This is a genomic window from Bradyrhizobium sp. C-145 (assembly GCF_023375135.1).
Lineage (GTDB): Bacteria > Pseudomonadota > Alphaproteobacteria > Rhizobiales > Xanthobacteraceae > Bradyrhizobium > Bradyrhizobium zhanjiangense.
Genome location: NZ_CP088150.1, coordinates 4,308,901 through 4,327,575 on the forward strand (window position 1 = coordinate 4,308,901; position 18,675 = coordinate 4,327,575).

Annotated in this window: 14 protein-coding genes; 7 read left to right on the forward strand and 7 right to left on the reverse strand. The window is 63.8% G+C overall.

The window, feature by feature from the left end:
* Positions 1-59 precede the first annotated feature (59 nt).
* The 3 genes from LRP30_RS20070 to LRP30_RS20080 all read left to right on the forward strand — a co-directional run bounded on the left by LRP30_RS20070 (position 60) and on the right by LRP30_RS20080 (position 4,860).
* A complete protein-coding gene (locus tag LRP30_RS20070) occupies positions 60-2,048 on the forward strand; it encodes a TonB-dependent siderophore receptor (protein ID WP_249761456.1) in 1,989 nt (662 codons plus the stop codon).
* Between the two features lie 59 nt (positions 2,049-2,107).
* A complete protein-coding gene (fsrB, locus tag LRP30_RS20075; RefSeq protein WP_249761457.1) occupies positions 2,108-3,400 on the forward strand; it encodes a siderophore utilization protein FsrB in 1,293 nt (430 codons plus the stop codon).
* A gap of 632 nt (positions 3,401-4,032) precedes the next feature.
* Positions 4,033-4,860, forward strand: a complete 828-nt coding sequence (locus LRP30_RS20080; protein WP_128955964.1) for a hypothetical protein — start codon at positions 4,033-4,035, stop codon at positions 4,858-4,860.
* Positions 4,861-5,183: 323 nt separating this feature from the next.
* On the opposite strand, the gene LRP30_RS20085 is transcribed toward LRP30_RS20080, so the two are convergent.
* The gene (locus LRP30_RS20085) at positions 5,184-6,380 is read right to left on the reverse strand and encodes a Xaa-Pro peptidase family protein (protein WP_128955963.1); all 1,197 of its coding nucleotides are present in this window, start codon (positions 6,378-6,380) and stop codon (positions 5,184-5,186) included.
* 471 nt (positions 6,381-6,851) lie between these two features.
* Between LRP30_RS20085 and LRP30_RS20090 the strand changes: the two genes are divergently transcribed.
* The 4 genes from LRP30_RS20090 (at position 6,852) to LRP30_RS20105 (ending at position 11,910) form a co-directional block, all read left to right on the forward strand.
* A complete protein-coding gene (locus tag LRP30_RS20090; protein WP_091895472.1) occupies positions 6,852-7,871 on the forward strand; it encodes a TRAP transporter substrate-binding protein in 1,020 nt (339 codons plus the stop codon).
* Between the two features lie 15 nt (positions 7,872-7,886).
* The gene (locus LRP30_RS20095) at positions 7,887-9,776 is read left to right on the forward strand and encodes a TRAP transporter large permease subunit (protein ID WP_128933898.1); all 1,890 of its coding nucleotides are present in this window, start codon (positions 7,887-7,889) and stop codon (positions 9,774-9,776) included.
* A gap of 20 nt (positions 9,777-9,796) precedes the next feature.
* Positions 9,797-11,446, forward strand: coding sequence for an acyl-CoA synthetase (locus LRP30_RS20100; RefSeq protein WP_249761458.1), 1,650 nt, complete (start codon positions 9,797-9,799; stop codon positions 11,444-11,446).
* A 170-nt stretch (positions 11,447-11,616) separates the two neighbouring features.
* Complete coding sequence (locus LRP30_RS20105; RefSeq protein WP_249761459.1) at positions 11,617-11,910, forward strand: hypothetical protein; 294 nt, start codon at positions 11,617-11,619, stop codon at positions 11,908-11,910.
* 73 nt (positions 11,911-11,983) lie between these two features.
* On the opposite strand, the gene LRP30_RS20110 is transcribed toward LRP30_RS20105, so the two are convergent.
* From LRP30_RS20110 to metG, 6 genes are all read right to left on the reverse strand, one after another.
* A complete protein-coding gene (locus LRP30_RS20110; protein ID WP_249761460.1) occupies positions 11,984-12,961 on the reverse strand; it encodes a TRAP transporter substrate-binding protein in 978 nt (325 codons plus the stop codon).
* Between the two features lie 37 nt (positions 12,962-12,998).
* A complete protein-coding gene (locus LRP30_RS20115; protein WP_128941684.1) occupies positions 12,999-14,312 on the reverse strand; it encodes a TRAP transporter large permease subunit in 1,314 nt (437 codons plus the stop codon).
* Between the two features lie 2 nt (positions 14,313-14,314).
* Positions 14,315-14,863: a TRAP transporter small permease gene (locus LRP30_RS20120; RefSeq protein WP_245473404.1), complete on the reverse strand. Its 549-nt coding sequence runs from the start codon at positions 14,861-14,863 to the stop codon at positions 14,315-14,317.
* Between the two features lie 209 nt (positions 14,864-15,072).
* On the reverse strand, positions 15,073-15,870 hold the full coding sequence (locus LRP30_RS20125) for an MBL fold metallo-hydrolase (protein ID WP_128941686.1): 798 nt from the start codon (positions 15,868-15,870) through the stop codon (positions 15,073-15,075).
* Positions 15,867-16,655, reverse strand: coding sequence for a TatD family hydrolase (locus tag LRP30_RS20130; protein ID WP_249761461.1), 789 nt, complete (start codon positions 16,653-16,655; stop codon positions 15,867-15,869). The genes LRP30_RS20125 and LRP30_RS20130 overlap by 4 nt, the downstream gene beginning before the upstream one ends.
* A gap of 13 nt (positions 16,656-16,668) precedes the next feature.
* Positions 16,669-18,636, reverse strand: coding sequence for a methionine--tRNA ligase (gene metG, locus LRP30_RS20135; RefSeq protein WP_249761462.1), 1,968 nt, complete (start codon positions 18,634-18,636; stop codon positions 16,669-16,671).
* Positions 18,637-18,675: the final 39 nt, after the last annotated feature.

Sequence of the window (18,675 nt, forward strand, 5' to 3'; positions counted from 1 at the left end):
AGGCTGCGCCAACCCAGTCGGCATCGAACGGCGCCACCGGCGAACGCGCCAATGGTCCGGTGCGCGGTTTCGTCGCCACCAGGAGCGGCACCGCCACCAAGACGGATACACCGCTGATCGAAACGCCGCAGTCGGTGTCCGTGGTCACCACCGACCAGGTCAGGAACCAGGGCGCGGTCTCGATCGGCGAGGCGCTTCGCTACACGGCCGGCGTCAGCGGCGACGTCAATGGCGGCTCGGACACCCGCTTCGGCGCCCTTCAGATCCGCGGCTTCGACACGACCATGTCTGGGCTCTACATCGACGGTTTGCGGATTCCCTCCAGCGTTTACGTGCATTTCAACGGCCTCGATCCCTATGGGGCCGAGCGTATCGAGATACTCAAGGGCCCGTCCTCGGCGATGTATGGCGGCAGCGGCACCGGTGGCATCCTCAACTACGTGACAAAACTGCCGACGGCGCAGCAGTTCGGCGAGGTCTCGATCTCCGGCGGCAGCTTCAACCGCTATCAGGGCCAGTTCGACATGGGCGGGTCCGCCAACAAGGAAGGCACCGTGCTGTGGCGCCTCACCGGCGTGGTGCGCGACGGCGAGACTCAGGTCGACTTCACCAAAGACAACCGCGTCTTCATCGCGCCCGCCGTCACCTTCAAGCCGAACGAGGACACCACCATCACCTTGCTCGCCAACTACCAGCGCGACAGGGCAGGGTGGGGCCTCCAGTTCCTGCCGGCCTCGGGCACGGTGTGGCCGAACAACGGTCGCACCATCCCGGTCTCGTTCTTCGCGGGCGTACCGAGCTTCAACGCCTTCAACACCGAGATCGCGACCGCCGGCTACCAGCTCTCGCACGATTTCACCGACAACATCACGTTCCGGCAGAACCTGCGCTACGCCTATCAGCACAACGAGGAAAAGACCTTCTACGGCACGGGGTATACCGACGAGGCGGCAGGGCAGCTGGGGCGTTTCGGCAGCTATAGCAACTCGTACATCAACTCGTTCGCGGTGGACAACCAGCTCCAGGGCAAGTTCACCACGGGCATCTTCAACCACACCACGCTGGTCGGGATCGACTATCGCAACACTGCGTTTCGCGACACCGCCTTTAGCGTTGCGACGTCGTCGCCGGAGATCAACGTGTTCAACCCGGTCTACAGCTACGACTGGACCATCGGCGCGATGAACGACAACACCGGCGTGAAGCAGTCGCAGCTCGGCCTCTATGCGCAGGATCAGATCAAGCTCGGCCGGCTATCGTTCCAGCTCGGCGGCCGCCAGGATTTCGTGACGACGCAGCTCGACAGCGGCATCTCCAATACGTCTGTCTCGAAGGATGCCTCGGCGTTCACCGGCCGCGCCGCCGTGATGTACAATTTCGACAACGGCATCGCGCCCTATTTCAGCTACTCGGAATCGTTCCTGCCGGTGCTCGCCACGGGGCCGGGCGGCCAGATGCTCAATCCCGAGACCGGCGTGCAGTACGAGGTCGGCGTCAAGTACCAGCCGCTCGGCTGGAACGCGCTGTTCACCTTCGCCGCCTTCGACCTGACGCGCGACAACGTCGCTGTGTACGTACCTGCAATGACCTTTTACGAACAGATCGGGCAGGTGAAGTCGCGCGGCATCGAGCTCGAAGGCACGATGTCGCTCGCCGACGGCTGGAATCTGCGCGCGGCCTATGCCTATGTCGATGCCATGGTCACGCAGGATCCGGTGAATGTCGGCAAAGCGCCGGTCACCGTGCCGCTCAACCGCGCCTCGCTGTGGAGCGACTACACGCTCCAGAACGGACCGCTCGCAGGCTTGCAGTTCGGCGGCGGCATCCGTTATGTCGGCGCGACCTGGGGTGATGATGCCAACACCTTCAAGGTGGGATCCTCGACCGTGCTGGATGCGCTTTTGGCCTACACCAGGGACAATTGGCGCCTGTCGCTGAACGTCACCAACCTCGCCGACACACGCTACGTCGCGGCCTGCTACGGCCTGTCGGGCTGCATGTATGCCGAGGGACGCAAGGCGATCGGCAAGCTGACCTACCGCTGGTGAGTTCACTTAAAGTCGGTTCGGCAATGGCGGCCGGGTCTGCTGGATGAGAGTGGAAGACCATGAGAGCGATATTCGGACGGCTGCATCGCTGGGCGGGACTGCTGACCGCCGGCTTCCTGTTCTTCTCCGGCATCACCGGGGCGATCATCTCTTGGGATCACGAGATCGACGACGTCCTGAACAGCCATTTGTTCGACGTCAGCACCAAGGGTCCGGCGATTCCCTCGATCGAGCTCGCCAAGATGATCGAGCAGCGCGATCCGCGCGCACGCGTCGTCTATCTCTTCATGACGCCGGAGGAGGGCCACTCGCTGTGGTTCTTCGTCATGCCGCGGATCGATCCCGCAACCGGCAAGCGGTACGCCCTCGACTACAATCAAGTCTTCCTCGATCCCAACACCGGCGCGGAGCTCGGCCGGCGCTATTGGGGCGCAGTGTGGCCGGTGACGAGAGAAAACTTCGTCTCGTTCCTCTACAAGCTGCATTACACCATGCACATTCCGGAGTTCTGGGGCAGCGACCGCTGGGGCATGCGCGTGCTCGGCGTGATCGCCATCATCTGGACCATCGATTGCTTCGTCGGCTTCTATCTGACGCTGCCCGCACGCCGGCGCGCCAAGACGGCGCGGGCGCCTGAAGTCACGCGCCAGCTCCAGCGCGGCTTCTGGGCGCGGTGGGCGCCGGCCTGGACCATCAAGACCTCGGGCAGTGCCTACCGGATCAATTTCGACATCCATCGTGCCTTCAGCCTGTGGACCTGGGGCGTGCTGTTCGTCATCGCCTTCACGGCGTTCTCGCTGAACCTCTATTTCGAGGTGTTCTCGCCGCTGATGAAGATGGTCTCGAACTACACCCCGACGCCCTATGAGCAGCGGCCCTATCGCGATCTCGACAACCCCATCGAGCCCAAGGTCAGCTTTGCCGACATCGCGGCGCGCGCGGCGGCCGACGGCAAGGGGCGAGGGTGGACCGCCCCGGTCGGCGCGATCAGCTACGGCCCGGCCCATGGCGTCTATGCCGCCGCCTTCTTTCATCCCGGCGACGATCACGGCGCCGGCGGCGTCGGCCCGGCGCAGCTCTATTACGACAGCGAGGACGGCCGTCCCATCGGCGAGCGCCTGCCCTGGGTCGGCACCGCCGCCGACATCTTCGTGCAGGCGCAATTCCCGCTGCATTCGGGCCGCATCGTCGGGTCGTTCGGCCGCATCCTGATCTCGATCATGGGCCTCATCGTGGCGGCTCTCTCGGTCACCGGCGTCGTGATCTGGTGGCGCAAGCGCCGCGCCCGTGTCCGCGTGCGCGAGACCGCGGCGATGCGCCTCGGCCGGCAGCAACTCACGCCGGCAGAGTAGGGCGCTCGTCCGGTCTTCAGATGCACCTTGCCGCGAAACCGAGCCTCGGTGCGAATCCGTAGCGTATATCCGTGGTGACGCGCCGCGCTGCGACACTTGCCCAAGGCGGTACCGCCAGGAGGCGACTGATAAGTGATCAATCCAAGCCGGTAGGTGCAAGCTCTTCCTCCAGCAACATGCCCGATCAAGGTCTTTCTCGCCGCGGCTTCATCGCAAAATCGCTCTGCGGCGCAGTGCTGGCGGGCGCGGCTGCGGCTCCGGCGTGGGCCCATGGCACGGCAGGATCTGCCACGGGTGCCTATGCCCGCGCACGCAAGCCCATCCCGAAAGAGGTCGCGCAGTACCAGTATCAACCAAACGGAGCCCAGCGCTGCGGGGTTTGTGCGCATTTCCGGCCCCCCGGCAGCTGCGAGATCGTTGCCGGACCCATCAGCCCGGACGGGTGGTGCCGTTACTTCCGCGGGGCGCGAGGTTCGCGCGGCTCGTCTGGCCCGGGCCGAAGCTATTGAGGGAGACTGCATCGCTTGCCGTGCGTCGCGCGCGAAGAGCACAGCGCGGCATCGCGGATGAACCTCCTCGCCCGGCACCGGCACAAAGACTGGAGATAGCTTCCAGTCTTTGCGGACATTGCCATGAGATTGCCCGCCTTGCTCTGCCTGCTCGCCTTGGCAACACCCGCCTATGCGGCCGCGCTCGATGAGCATTATCTCGACCTGCGCGATCGCTACATCGCAAGGTTCTCGGCAGCCAAGGAGAGCGACGAGATCTATAAGCAGCACGATGCCGCACTCAAGGAGCTGACAGGCGTGCTGCGTGGCCTGGTGGGACCTGTCACGATCAAGGGGCTGCCGGCCGAGGGCAAGTCGAACGTCGACACGCTGTTCAAGAACGACATCGGCTTCGGCCATCTCGACGGGCTCAGCTTCGCCTCGGAAGGTTACAAGACGCAAGCGGTGGTGACCACGACCACGCTGCTCAGGCATTGGCTGGGCGAGCATCGCGAGGATGGCATGCCGCAGGAGAGCGGCGCTGCGTTGAAATCCGACCGCTTCTACTACTACGCGATCCAGGACGCCGCCTTTGCCATCTATGCGGAGCTGCCAATCACCAAGCCCGCGACGGTGAGTGCCGCGGCCGCCGTGCTCGGCGTGCGCGGCAATGGCGATCTGAAGGGTGCGCCGGATGAAATCGACGTCGTCGCGATCCAGGGCGACAAGGTGTACTTCATCGCCGCATCGCGCGCTGTGAAGACCACCCCGATCCCGGCCTGCGAGAAGGTCTGGAAACAGATGATGGCCAAGCCGATCGACAAGAAGGGCCCACGCGGCGACATGACCCGTGAAGACAATGCGATGACCGCCTTCACAGGCTGCTTCGCCAAGGAAGCGCCGAGCCAGAGCTGGTTCGCCGCGGTCGTCAAGAAGGCGCAGAGCGAGCTCGATCTGTTGCCGCTACACTAAAGCGGCAGCTCGAGCATTTTGCGCCATCTTTCGACCGGGACATTCATAGCCAAAGCCGTCGGTTCGGTGATCATGTGACCCTTCGATTTCGTCCTGCGTGCTGACATCGCTTTGGGGGCGAGAACTGGCCCCCTGGGCATTCGAGTTGCCGGATCGGCGGGCTGGCCCGGCTTTCGCAGACCGAAAGTCGCCCGAACCAAAGCGAAACGGCATCCTGGTCGCGCGCAGAAGTGATCGAGGGTGGGGCGCCGCCGTCGGAGGCAGAGCTGGTTCGCAGCAGTCGCCAAGAAGATGCAGAGCCAGCTGGAGTTGCTGCCGCTACGCTAAAGCGCGTTGCCGCCGAGATTCCATCCGCGCCCGCCTTCGCCAAAAATCTCGTACCCCGTCGGCGTTACCGCGACCGTGTCCTCGAGCTTGATGAAGCCACGCGTCGGATGCTTCATCGTGGTCTCGATCGACACCACCATGCCGGCTTCGAGCGGTTGGCGGGCGTCGGTGTCGTCGTAGGGAACCGGACCCCTGGCGGTCAGGCGAGGGGCCTCGTGGCTGACGAGGCCCATGCCGTGAGCCAGGAAATCGGTGCAGTCGCGCTGGGTGATCTGGGCGAGCTGTCGCTCGGCCGCGACGTAGATGTCGCCGCCCATGGCGCCCGGCCGGACCGCGGCGAAGGCGGCGCGCTGGACCGCCTCGATTTCGGCCAGATAGTCCTTCAGCTCGGCATCCGCCTTGCCCAATACGGCCATGCGCGCGAGGTCGCCAATATAGCCGCGATAATTGCCGCCGGAGTCCAACGACAGCACCTCGCCTTGCTGCCAATGCTGCGACGATGGCGCCCGGTTGTGGCTGCTGCCGCAGGCGAGCAGGCAATATTCGAAGGTCAGTCCGCGGTTGGCTTCTGCGAGGCGCAACGCATCCGCCAATTGCTGCTTGGTCGTACCCCGACCGTGGCCGGCGATCACCGCCAGCATGGATGCGATGACGAGCTCGGACGCGGTCTTGAGCTTCGCCAATTCCGCCGCCGATTTGACTGCCCGCAGCCGCTCCAGCACCACGACGGCGTCCTTGAGCTCGGCACCGGGCAGGACATCGGCCAGTGCCCGGCCGGCATCCATCGGCAGGAACGCCATCTCGACCCCGACCCGCCGCAAGGGCACGCCGGCATCCCGGATCAGGCCTGCGGCCCGTGTGATCGCATCGACCGACCCATTGGACTCGGTCCGGAGCTCCGGAACCCATGGCGGCGCGACAGCGCGCTGATGGGTCTCCATCCGGTGGCCGACATAGATCGCTTTCTCGGGGGCGCCCTTAGGATAGACCAGGACTGGCAAATAGCGGCTGACACCGAGCGCGTCCATATAGTCGAAGAAGATCGCCCGCTCAGCGCCTAACAGGTACTGCACATTGTGCTTGGAGGTCGCGATCAACACATCGAGGCCAGCGTCCTCCATGAGACGGTCGAGCTTGGCGGCATCGAACGGAATGACACGCGAGGCAGTGGCGCGGGCAGCGGTCTCCTGCATGACGACTCTCCCATGGCTGCGGCGTTTTGATCTCCTGCAATTCCTGTCCGCGACCATCCGACTAACCGTCGGATCCTCGGTTGGCTCCTGATGTTAGGCCCGGACGTAGGGTTCGCACCAGCTTGGGGAACTGCCTGCCGCGTCCATATCAGTAATTCGCATAAGGTATATTATGGAATATATTTATGTACAATTAGATCAGACATTTAGATGGAATTCCTGCCACCGCACCTTCGCTCCAGGCCATTTGCGGGCTGGCGCTGGGCGGCTCTTCCCAGCTCATTGACGGCTACTGTGCATGGGGTTGTTTTCGCATTTTTTGTCGGCCCATCTCTCCGAAAGCCGATATTGCCGTGACCTTGTCCGGCTGCAATAAGCGAGGCCTCGCGAGATCGCAGATGACCTTCTGACCTGACGTCCGTATAGGTTTGCATCTCAGAACAACAACAAACTTTCCGAGGAAGCAGACCCATGAGCTTTTCCCGACGCACGCTTCTCAAGGCCTCCGCCGCGACCGCGGTTCTGGGCGGCCTCGGTGCGCCCCATGTTGCCCGCGCCCAGAGCGCCGAGTTCACCTACAAATACGCCAACAACCTGCCGGACACTCATCCGCTGAACGTGCGCGCCAAGGAGATGGCGGCCGCGATCAAGAGCGAGACCAACGGCAAGTTCGACCTCCAGATCTTCCCGAACAACCAGCTCGGCTCCGACACCGACATGCTGAGCCAGATCCGCTCCGGCGGCGTCGAGTTCTTCACGCTGTCAGGCCTGATCCTGTCGACCCTGGTGCCGGCGGCGTCCATCAACGGCATCGGCTTCGCGTTCCCGGACTACGACACGGTCTGGAAGGCCATGGACGGCGATCTCGGCGCCCATGTCCGCGGCGAGATCAAGAAGGCCGGCCTCGAGGTCATGGATAAGATCTGGGACAACGGCTTCCGCCAGACCACGTCGTCGACCAAGCCGATCACCGGTCCGGACGATCTCAAGGGCTTCAAGATCCGCGTGCCGGTGTCGCCGCTGTGGACCTCGATGTTCAAGGCGTTCGATGCGGCGCCCGCCTCGATCAATTTCAGCGAGGTCTATTCAGCGCTCCAGACCAAGATCGTCGAGGGCCAGGAGAATCCGCTGGCGATCATCTCGACCGCAAAGCTCTACGAGGTGCAAAAGTACTGCTCGCTGACCAACCACATGTGGGACGGCTTCTGGTTCCTGGCCAACCGCAGAGCCTGGGAAAAGCTGCCGCAGGACGTGCGCACCATCGTCGCCAAGAACATCAACGCCGCCGCGGTCAACGAGCGCGCGGATACCGCCAAGCTCAACGCCAACCTCCAGCAGGAGCTCGCGACCAAGGGCCTGACCTTCAACCAGCCGGCCGTGGCGCCGTTCCGCGACAAGCTGCGGTCCGCCGGCTTCTATGCCGAGTGGAAGGGCAAATACGGCGATCAGGCCTGGGACCTCCTGGAAAAGGCGGTGGGCAAGCTGTCGTAACGTGTTGGGGCCGTCATGGCTCATGTCGAGGTCGAGGTGATCGAAGTGGCGGGCGAGGCGACTGTTCAGTCCCCTCGCCGACCTTCATTGCTGACCTCAACGGAGCGCGCACTCGGCCTCCTCATGGAGATCCCGGCGGCGATCCTGGTCGTCGCCGAGATCGTGATCCTGTTTGCCGGCGTGGTTGCGCGCTACGGCTTGCACCGGCCGCTGATCTGGTCGGACGAACTCGCCTCGATCCTGTTCCTGTGGCTCGCCATGCTGGGTGCGGCGGTCGCGTTTCGCCGCTCCGAGCACATGCGCATGACTGCGGTGGTGGCCAGCGCCACGCCGGCGATGCGGGCCTATCTCGATCTGGTCGCAACCTGCGCGGCGCTGGCGTTCCTGGCGCTGATCGTCTGGCCGTCCTGCGACTATGCCTACGAAGAGAGCTACATCACCACACCGGCGCTGCAGATCTCAAATATGTGGCGCGCTGCCGCGCTGCCGGCCGGCATCAGCCTGATGGCGGCGTTCGCCTTGCTGCGGCTGCTGCGCGCCGCCGATTACCGGATGGTTGCGGCCGCCGTGCTGTCTGTTGCGGTCCTGATCGGCGCATTCTGGCTGGCGGAGCCGTCGCTGCGGCCGCTCGGCAATCTCAACCTCGTCATCTTCTTCGTCGGCGTCGCCGGCTTCTGCGTCTTTGCCGGCGTTCCCATTGCGTTCGGCTTTGGCCTCGCGATCTTCGGCTATCTGGCGCTGACCACGCGAACGCCCGTGATGGTGCTGGTCGGGCGGATGGACGAGGGCATGAGCCACCTCATCCTGCTCTCGGTGCCGCTGTTCGTGTTCCTGGGGCTTCTGATCGAGATGACCGGCATGGCGCGGGCCATGGTGGCGTTCCTGGCGAGCCTGCTCGGGCATGTCCGCGGCGGCCTGCATTACGTGCTGGTCGGCGCCATGTACCTGGTCTCCGGCATCTCCGGCGCCAAGGCCGCCGACATGGCGGCGGTCGCACCGGTGCTGTTCCCAGAAATGAAGCAGCGCGGCGCCAAGCCCGGCGATCTCGTCGCGCTTCTTGCGGCGACGGGTGCCCAGACCGAGACGATTCCGCCGAGCCTCGTGCTGATCACGATCGGCTCGGTCACGGGCGTGTCGATCGCAGCGCTATTCACCGGGGGCTTATTGCCCGGCGTGGTGCTCGCGATCACGCTGTGCATGCTGGTGTGGTGGCGCTACCGCCACGTGGACATGAGCCACGTCCGCCGCGCCACGGCATCCGAGATCGGCAAGACCTTCATCGTCGCCCTGCCTGCGCTCGCGCTGCCCTTCGTGATCCGCTACGCCGTGGTCGAGGGCATCGCGACCGCCACCGAAGTCTCCACCATCGGCATCGTCTACGGCGCCCTGGTCGGCCTCCTCGTCTACCGCCGCTTCGACTGGCGGCGGCTGTTTCCGATGCTGGTCGAGACCGCAGCGCTGTCGGGCGCTATCCTGCTGATCATCGGCACCGCCACCGGCATGGCCTGGGGCCTGACGCAATCAGGTTTCTCGCGCTCGCTGGCGGCGGCCATGACAGGGTTGCCCGGGGGAGCCGCAACCTTCATCGCCGTCTCGATCCTGGCCTTCACCATTCTCGGCAGCGTGCTCGAGGGCATTCCGGCGATCGTGCTGTTCGGCCCGCTGCTGTTTCCGATCGCCCGTGCCGTCGGCGTGCACGAGGTGCACTACGCCATGGTGATCATTCTGGCCATGGGTATCGGGCTATTCGCCCCACCCTTCGGCGTCGGCTATTATGCCGCCTGCGCCATCGGACGCGTCGATCCGGCCGAAGGCATCAGGCCGATCTGGGGCTATCTGCTGGCGCTGCTGGTGGGATTGATCATCGTCGCGATCTTCCCCTGGATTTCGATCGGATTCCTTTGAGGCGTTTTCAGGAGGTGTCGATGAGTGAGCGGCAGAACCAGTACAATATCGGCCTCGACAAGACCCCCGCCAACTATGTGCCGCTGAGCCCGCTGAGCTTCCTCGCGCGCAGCGCCGCCGTCTATCCCGATCTTGTCAGCACGGTCTATGAGGGCCGCAGCTTCACCTGGGCGCAGACTCACGAGCGCTGCCGCCGCTTTGCCTCTTATCTGGCGGGCAAGGGTATCGGCGTCGGTGACACCGTGGCGGCGATGCTGCCGAACATTCCGGCGATGAACGAGGCGCACTTCGCCGTCCCCATGACGGGCGCCGTGCTCAACGCGCTCAACATCCGCCTGGATGCGCCCTCGATCGCATTCCAGCTCGACCATGGCGGGGCCAAGATCATCCTGGTCGATCCGGAATTCTCCGGCGTCATCACCGACGCACTCGCACAGATGACCGGGCCAAAGCCGTTCGTGATCGACGTCGACGATGCGGCCTTCAAGGGCGGCAAGCGCATCGGCGAGATCGAATATGAGGCGGCGCTCGCGCTAGGAGACCCGAGCTTCACCGCGGTCCTGCCTGCGGACGAATGGGACGCGATCGCGCTGAGCTACACCTCGGGCACCACAGGAAATCCCAAGGGCGTCGTCACTCATCATCGCGGCGCCTATCTCAACGCCGTCAGCAACATCCTCGCCGGCAATCTCGGTCAGCATCCGGTCTATCTCTGGACGCTGCCGATGTTCCACTGCAACGGCTGGTGCTTCCCCTGGACTGTTGCGGCGGCCGCTGGCACCAACGTGTGCCTGCGCAAGGTCGAGCCGACCAAAATCTTCGAGCTGATCAGACAGCACGGCGTCACCCACATGTGCGGTGCACCGATCGTCTACAACACGCTGATCAACGCGCCCGATGCGCCCAAAGGCAACGCTGCCCGTCGCGTCGTCGGTCTGATCGCAGGCGCCGCGCCGCCGGTCGCCGTGCTCGAAGGCGCCGAAAGCATCGGCATCAAGCTGACGCATGTCTACGGGCTGACCGAAGTCTACGGCCCCGCCTCCGTCTGCGCCGAGCAGCCCGGATGGGACGAGCTTCCGCCCGCCGAACGCGCGCGCATGAAGCGTCGGCAGGGCGTGCCCTACCCGCTCGAGGAAGACGTCACCGTCATCAATCCGCAGACGATGCAAGAGGTGCCGCGCGACGGCGAGACCATCGGCGAGGTCATGTTCCGCGGCAACATCGTGATGAAGGGCTATCTCAGAAACGAGAAGGCGACCAAGGAAGCCTTCGAGGGCGGCTGGTTTCACACCGGCGACCTCGGCGTGCTCGACGAGCACGGCTACGTCATCATCAAGGACCGCTCCAAGGACATCATCATTTCCGGCGGCGAGAACATCTCCTCCGTCGAGGTCGAGGACATCCTCTACAAGCATCCGGCCGTGCTGTTCGCCGCCGTGGTCGCCAAGCCCGATCCGAAATGGGGCGAGGTGCCCTGCGCCTTCGTCGAGCTGAAGGACGGCGCCAGCGCAACCGAGGCTGAGATCATCGCGTTCTGCCGCAGCCACATGTCTGGATTCAAGACGCCGAAGGCGGTCGTGTTCGGTCCGATCCCGAAGACTTCGACCGGCAAGATCCAGAAATTCCTGCTGCGCAACGAAGTCGGATCAGCGAAGGCGATCTCGGCCTGAGCCGATCGAGGCTTCAGAAATATCTGGAAACATAAGCTGCGTCTGCGCGGCGATTGTGCGTTGTCGGAAACCGAACGCGCAGCCTCGACGATGTCGAGACACGACAGGAAAAGATTGGAAAACGTTAGAGACGCGGCGACGGCTTCACGGACAGCCGCACCGAGCTCGGCTTGCGCACGAGCACGTCCTTTGCCTTGTTGGGAAGCGCGCTGAACCTGCGCGGTCGACTCGCCTGGGCTCGTGATTTCAGCGCGGGACAATCGATCCCAGCTGCGTTCCAGTCCCTGCCCGGCCAAGGCTTCATCGTCGGCGGTACGGCTTTAGCGCCGAACGCGGCGCTCACGGACGTTGCAATCGAGCTGCGCGACCTCAACGGCTGGTCCGCCACGGCGAACTTCGACAGCGAAGTGTCGAGCCTCGTGCAGTCCTATACCGGCAAAGCCATGCTGAGTTACGCATGGTGAGGCTGCCGCGAGATCGAGGAGAAGACTTCCGCCCACGCGCCGGAAAAGCGGTGAGCGGAAGGCATCGCCAGTCTCACATCTTCTTGTAGGCGTCGATCAGCGCCTGGCCGTCGGGCCCGGCCTTCTTGAGCCAGTCGGCGGTGAGCTGCTCACCGATCTTCTGGAAGCCGGCCTTCAGCGCGGGGCTCGGCGGCTCCACCGTCATGCCCTTGGCCTTGAGCTGTTCGATGTACCAGGTGCTCTTGTCCTGCCAGGCCTTCCAGCCGCGCGTTTCCGCGGTCGCGGCTGCCTTGAGGATGGCTTCCTGGGTCGGCTTGTCGAGTGCCTCGAACGCGGCCTTGTTGACGAAGGTGTAGTCCTTCGGAATCCAGGCCTGCACGTCATAGAAGTATTTGAGCGACTCCCACGCCTTCGCATCATAGCCCGTGCCGCCCGACGACATGAAGGAGTTCACGACGCCGGTCGCAAGCGCCTGCGGCAGTTCGGCAGCCTGGATCGTGACCGATTGCGCGCCGACCAGCTCGCCGATGCGCGCGGTCCCGACATTGTAGGCGCGCCACTTCAAGCCCTTCATGTCTTCGATCGTCGCCAGCGGCTTGTTGACGTAGACGCCCTGCGGCGCCCACGGCACGACGAACAGCAGCTTGAGACCCTGCGCATCGAGCTTCTTGGCGATCGCAGGCTTGGAGGCCTGATACAGCTTCATCGCGTCGGGGAAGCTGGTCGCGAGGAACGGCACGACGTCGACGCCGAAGAGCGGGTCCTCGTTCTCGTGGATCGACAGCAGCACCTCGCCCATCTGCGCCTGCCCGGTCACCACCGCGCGTTTGATGTCGGGCGCCTTGAACAGCGAGGCGCCCGGATGAACCGTGATCTGGAGCTTGCCGGACGTGGCGGCCTCGACGTCCTTGGCGAAGGCGACCAGATTTTCGGAGTGCGGATTGTCGGCAGGATACGCTGCCGGCAAATTCCATTTGGTCTGGGCCAAAGCAGGTGTCGCGGCCATCATGACGCCAGCGATCAAGGATGCGCGGACTAAACGAGAGATCATCGGGCTTCTCCTCACAGTCAATTTGAAAAGCGGTACGTCAGTCTGGGAAAGCAAGCTTGGGCAAGAACATCACGATCTGCGGATACTCCGTGATGATGAACACGGCAGCCAGCAGCAGAATGAAGAATGGAAATGCCGCCCGCGCGACGGTGAACGTATCGCGGCCGCTCATGTTCTGAAGCACGAACAGGTTGAAACCGACCGGCGGCGTGATCTGCGCCATCTCGACGTGAATGATGAGATAGACGCCGAACCAGACCAGATCGAGGCCGGCCTGCTTGACCATGGGCAGCACGATGACGGCGGTCAGGACGATCATCGAGATGCCGTCGATCAGGCATCCCAGGATGATGTACATGATGCTGAGATAGAGGGCGAGCATGCTTGGTGTGAGCTGCTGCCCCTGGACCCAGGTGGCGAGCGCCGCAGGGATACCCGTATAGGCCATCGCAGCCGTGGTGTAGGCCGCGCCTGCCAGGATCAGCATGATCATGCAGGTCAGGCGCGTCGCGCTCATGATGCTCTCGAGGAAGTTCTTGCGCGTGAGCGTGCCGCTCCACCACGCCAGCAGCAGCGCGCCCGAGACACCCCATGCGGCGCATTCGGTCGCTGTCGCAAAGCCGAGAACGAGCGAAAGGAAGACCGCCAGGATCAATAGCAGGCAGGGCGCGAGCTTGCCCGACTCGCGGAGCTTCTGCCGGAATGGCATCGGCGGATCGCGCGGCGGAATCTTCTTCGGGTTGAGCAGCGACCAGATGATGATGTAGCCGGAATAGAGGACAATCACGAGCACGCCCGGCAGGAAGCCGCCGAGAAACACTTGAAGCACGGAGACATTCGCCGTGACCGCATAGACCACCATCGGGATCGAGGGCGGAATCAAGAGGCCGAGCGTGCCGGAGCCCGCGAGCGAGCCGAGGCTCAGGCCCTTGTCGTAGCCACGCTTGTCGAGTTCCGGCAGCGCGATCTTGCCGATGGTCGCACAAGTCGCGGCCGACGAGCCCGACACCGCCGCAAAGATGCCGCAGCCGATCACATTCACATGCGTCAACCGCCCCGGCAGCCACTGCACCCAGGGCGACAGACCGCGGAACATTTCCTCCGACAATTTGGTGCGGAAAAGAATCTCTCCCATCCAGATGAACAACGGCAGCGCGGCCAGCGTCCAGGACGAGCTTGCGCTCCATGTGGTGGTCGCAAGCACCGAGCCGAGTGGCAGGCTCGTGGTCAGCGCCATCGCCACGAAGCCGACCAGTCCGAGCGAGACCGCGATCCAGACGCCGCTGCCCAGCAGCAGGATCATGACGCCGAGCAGGACGAACGACAACTCGATCATGCCGAGATTGGCCATGGTCAACCTCCGCCGCCCTGCGAGATGCGCTCGATGAACTCGTCGGGCGTCTCGTCCGGCGAGCCCTTCTCGTAGCTCGGCCGGTTGCCGCCGACGACATTGACCATTTCATCGATCAGCGCGATCGACAGGATCGCAAGGCCGCCGGCAAAGCCGAGCTGCGGAATCCAGAGTGGAAGCGCGACGACGCCCTGCGCCACGTCGTTGAAGCGCCAGGAATCGTAGGTCATCTGCACGGCATGCCGGGTGAAGTAGAGGATGAATGCGGTGGCGATGCCCAGCGCGACGATCTCCGCGACCTGCTTGGTCCGCCCGTGCAGATGCTCCAGCAGCAGGCCGACGCGGATCATCTCTCCGCGCTTGAAGGTGTGCGCGAGACCGAGGAAAGCCATTGCAGCCATGCACCAGGACGCGAAATCGTCACCTGCGGGAATGTTGATCGCAAACTGACGCCCGACCGACATGACCATCATGATTGCAAAGATCGCAACCAGGAAGACCCCCGCCGCGTAGCCCGCGCCGAGATAGAGGAGATCCAGAGCGCGTCGCACCAGTCCCTGAGCCGCTACATCGTCGCCTGCCAAACGCAATCCCCATCCTCGCACGAGGCGATTCAACCGACCCGGCGATTGCACATCAGGTGCCGGTCCTGCTTGAATATCGCCCTGTCAAACGCCTGTCTTTCAGACGTTAGATCAACATGATGGGGCCGGCGCAAGCAAGGAGTATGCCGCCTGGCAGGAGAATTTCCACCGCGGGTTTAGTGCGTCTCCAGCCGCAGCCCGTCATAGGCCGGTACCACGCCCGTAGGCAGCGACTGCCTGATGACCTCATAATCGACGTCGGCGGTCATGTTGGTAATGACCGCACGCTTCGGCTTGAAACGCTCGATCCACGACAGCGCATCGTTGATGCTGAAATGGCTGACATGACTGGTGTAGCGCAGGCCGTCGACGATCCAGAGGTCCAGATTCTCCAATGCCCCCCAGCTCTCGCGCGGGATGTCGTTGAGGTCTGGTGTGTAGGCGGCATCCCCGATGCGGTAGCCGAGCGCGGGAATGTTGCCGTGCTGCACCAGGAAGGCGGCCATCGTCACCGCGCCGCCCTTCCCCAGGATGGTCTGGCTTTCGCCCGCCTCGATCGAATGCCGCGTCAGGATCGGCGGATAGTCGCTGCCCTCCGGCGAGATGAAGCAGTAGGAGAACCGCGCCATGATGTCCTTGGCGGTCGACAGGTTGAAGTAGGTCGGGATGCGGCGTCGCATATGCATGACGACCGAGCGCAGGTCGTCCATGCCATGGGTCTGATCGGCGTGCTCGTGGGTCAGGAACACCGCGTCGATGTGGTCGACATTGGTCGAAAGCAACTGCTCGCGCAGGTCCGGCGACGTGTCGATCACGATGCGTGTGGTGCCGTGCTCGGATTTTCGTTCGACCAGCAGGGAGCAGCGGCGACGGCGATTCTTGGGATTGTTGGGATCGCAGGCGCCCCAGCCGAGCGCCGGGCGCGGCACGCCGGCGGAGGAGCCGCAGCCCAGGATCGTCAGCGTCAGCGTCATGCGTCTCCTGAAGCCTTCACCTTTGAGAACAGACGAAAGAAATTTTCGGTGGTCTGGCGCGAGATCTCATCCAACGACACGCCGCGCGCCTCAGCGAGCACCTTTGCGACCTCGACCACATAGGCCGGCTCGTTGCGTTTGCCGCGGAATTTTCCGGGCGCAAGATAGGGCGAGTCTGTTTCAACCAGAATACGATCCGACGGCAGTTCGGCCGCAAGCGCGCGCAGGGACTCCGACTTCTTGAAGGTCAGGATACCCGTGAAGCCGATATACAGCCCAAGCGAAACCGCCTTCAGCGCCAGCTCACGCCCGCCGGTGTAACAATGCAGCACCGCGCGAAACGATCCGCGTCCGACCTCCTCTTCCAGGATACGGGCACAATCCTCGTCGGCTTCGCGGGTGTGGATCACCAGCGGCAGGCCGGTGGCGCGGGCGGCGGCGATGTGGGCGCGAAACCCCCTCGCCTGCGCCTCCGGTGAGCCGTTGTCGTAGAAATAATCGAGCCCGGCTTCGCCGAGCGCGACGACCTTGGGATGCTGCGTCAGCGCGATCAGCTCATCCGGCGCGATGCCATCCTCCTCATCCGCGTTATGCGGATGAGTGCCTACCGAGCAATAGACATCGTCATAGCGCTCGGCGATCCTGACGAGATCGTTCAGCTTCCGCACCCGCGTCGAGATCGTGACCATGCGCTTGACGCCGGCCGCACGCGCACGCGACACGATCCCGTCGAGATCTTCCGCGAAGTCCGGAAAATCCAGGTGGCAGTGGCTGTCGACCAGCATCGCGCGACCGCCTTCAGGCCGCCGGCTCGATGTAGCGCGGGAACGCCGGTTTCGGCGCCGGCAGCGTCGAGCCCGGCGCGATGCGCGACGTGCCACCGAGCGCAGCGAAGTTGCGCTCGGTGGCGGGGATGCCGAGGCTGTCGAGCAGCAATCCCGAGGCGGTCGGCATCGCCGGCTGGGCCAGGATCGCGATCTGGCGCACGACTTCGGCGGTGACATAGAGCACCGTCTTCTGCCTGACAGGATCGGTCTTGGCGAGCGCCCACGGCGCTTCGCCCGCGAAATAGCGGTTGGCCTCCGCAACCACGGCCCACACGGCGTTGAGCCAGTGATGGATCTGCTGCGTCGCCATTGCTTCGCGTGACGTGGCGATCATGCCGTCGGCCATCGCAAGGATCGCCTTGTCGTTGTCGCTGAACTCGCCGGGCTCCGGCAGCACGCCGCCGAGCTGCTTGGCGATCATCGACAACGAGCGTTGCGCAAGGTTGCCGAGATCGTTGGCGAGATCGGCATTGATGCGCGCGACAATGGCCTCGTGGTTGTAGTTGCCGTCCTGACCGAACGGCACCTCGCGCAGGAAGAAATAGCGCATCTGGTCGACGCCATACTGGTCGGCGAGGTTGAAGGGATCGACGACGTTGCCGACCGACTTCGACATCTTCTCGCCCCTGTTGAACAGGAAGCCGTGGGCATAGACCCGCTTCGGCAGCGGAATGCCTGCCGACATCAGGAACGCCGGCCAATACACCGCATGGAAACGGATGATGTCCTTGCCGATGATGTGCACGTCGGCCGGCCAATAGCGCCAGCTGTTGTCGCTCTCGTCGGGGAAGCCGACCCCGGTGATGTAGTTGGTCAGCGCGTCGACCCAGACATACATCACGTGCTCTTCGTCGCCGGGCACCTTCACGCCCCAATCGAAGGTGGTGCGCGAGATCGAGAGATCGCGCAGGCCCCCTCTGACGAAGCTTACCACCTCGTTCTTGCGGGAGTCCGGCCCGATGAAATCGGGATGATCCGCATAAAGCTTGAGCAGCTTGTCCTGGTACGCCGACAGGCGGAAGAAATAGCTCTTTTCCTCGACCCACTCGACCGGCGTACCCTGCGGTCCGAGCCGTACGCCGTCATCGTTCAGGCGCGTCTCGTCCTCGGCGTAATACGCCTCGTCACGGACCGAGTACCAGCCCGAATAGATGTCGGCATAGATGTCGCCGTTCGCTTCCATGCGTCGCCAGATCTCCTGGCTGGAGCGATGATGCTGCTCTTCGGTGGTGCGGATGAAGCGGTCGAACGACACGTTCAGACGCTCGTCCATCTCCTTGAAGCGGCCGGCATTGCGCGCCGCGAGCGCGGAGACGGACATGTTCTCACCGGCGGCCGTCTGAACCATTTTTTGACCGTGCTCGTCGGTGCCGGTCAGGAAGAACACGTCCTTGCCGTCGAGCCGCGCGAAGCGCGCCAGCACGTCGGTCGCGATCGCTTCATAGGCGTGGCCGATATGCGGGCTGCCATTGGGATAAGCGATCGCCGTCGTGATGTAGAAGACGTTGTCGCGCGCGGGGGCGGCGACCGGAGCAGTGGCCTGCGGAGCGGCGACTATGGCGGGCTTCGGGGCACGCGGCGCCTTTTTCGATTCCTTGGGCTTCGCAGCCTTCGGTGGCGCGACGACAGGAGCCGGCGCTGCGATCGCAGCAGGCGCAGTGACCTTCGCCTTCTTGGCCACCGTCTTCGCTGGAGCCTTGGCTGGCTTCACTGGAGCCGTGGCTGGCTTTTTGGCCGCTTTTGTCACCGCCTTCTTGGCGACGACCTGCTTCTTGGTAGCCTTCTTGCCAGCCCGTTTTGCCGTCTTCGCAACGCTCTTCTTCACGCCCTTCTTCGCGGCGGCCTTCTTGGTCTTTTTGGCAGCTTTGCGCGCAAGCACCTTTGCAGCCTTCTTCTTGCTGCTCTTGCCCTTGGCGGTTTTCTTAGCTCGCGTTGCCACGACGAATTCCTTTACCGGCTTCTCAAAATTTGGAAACGA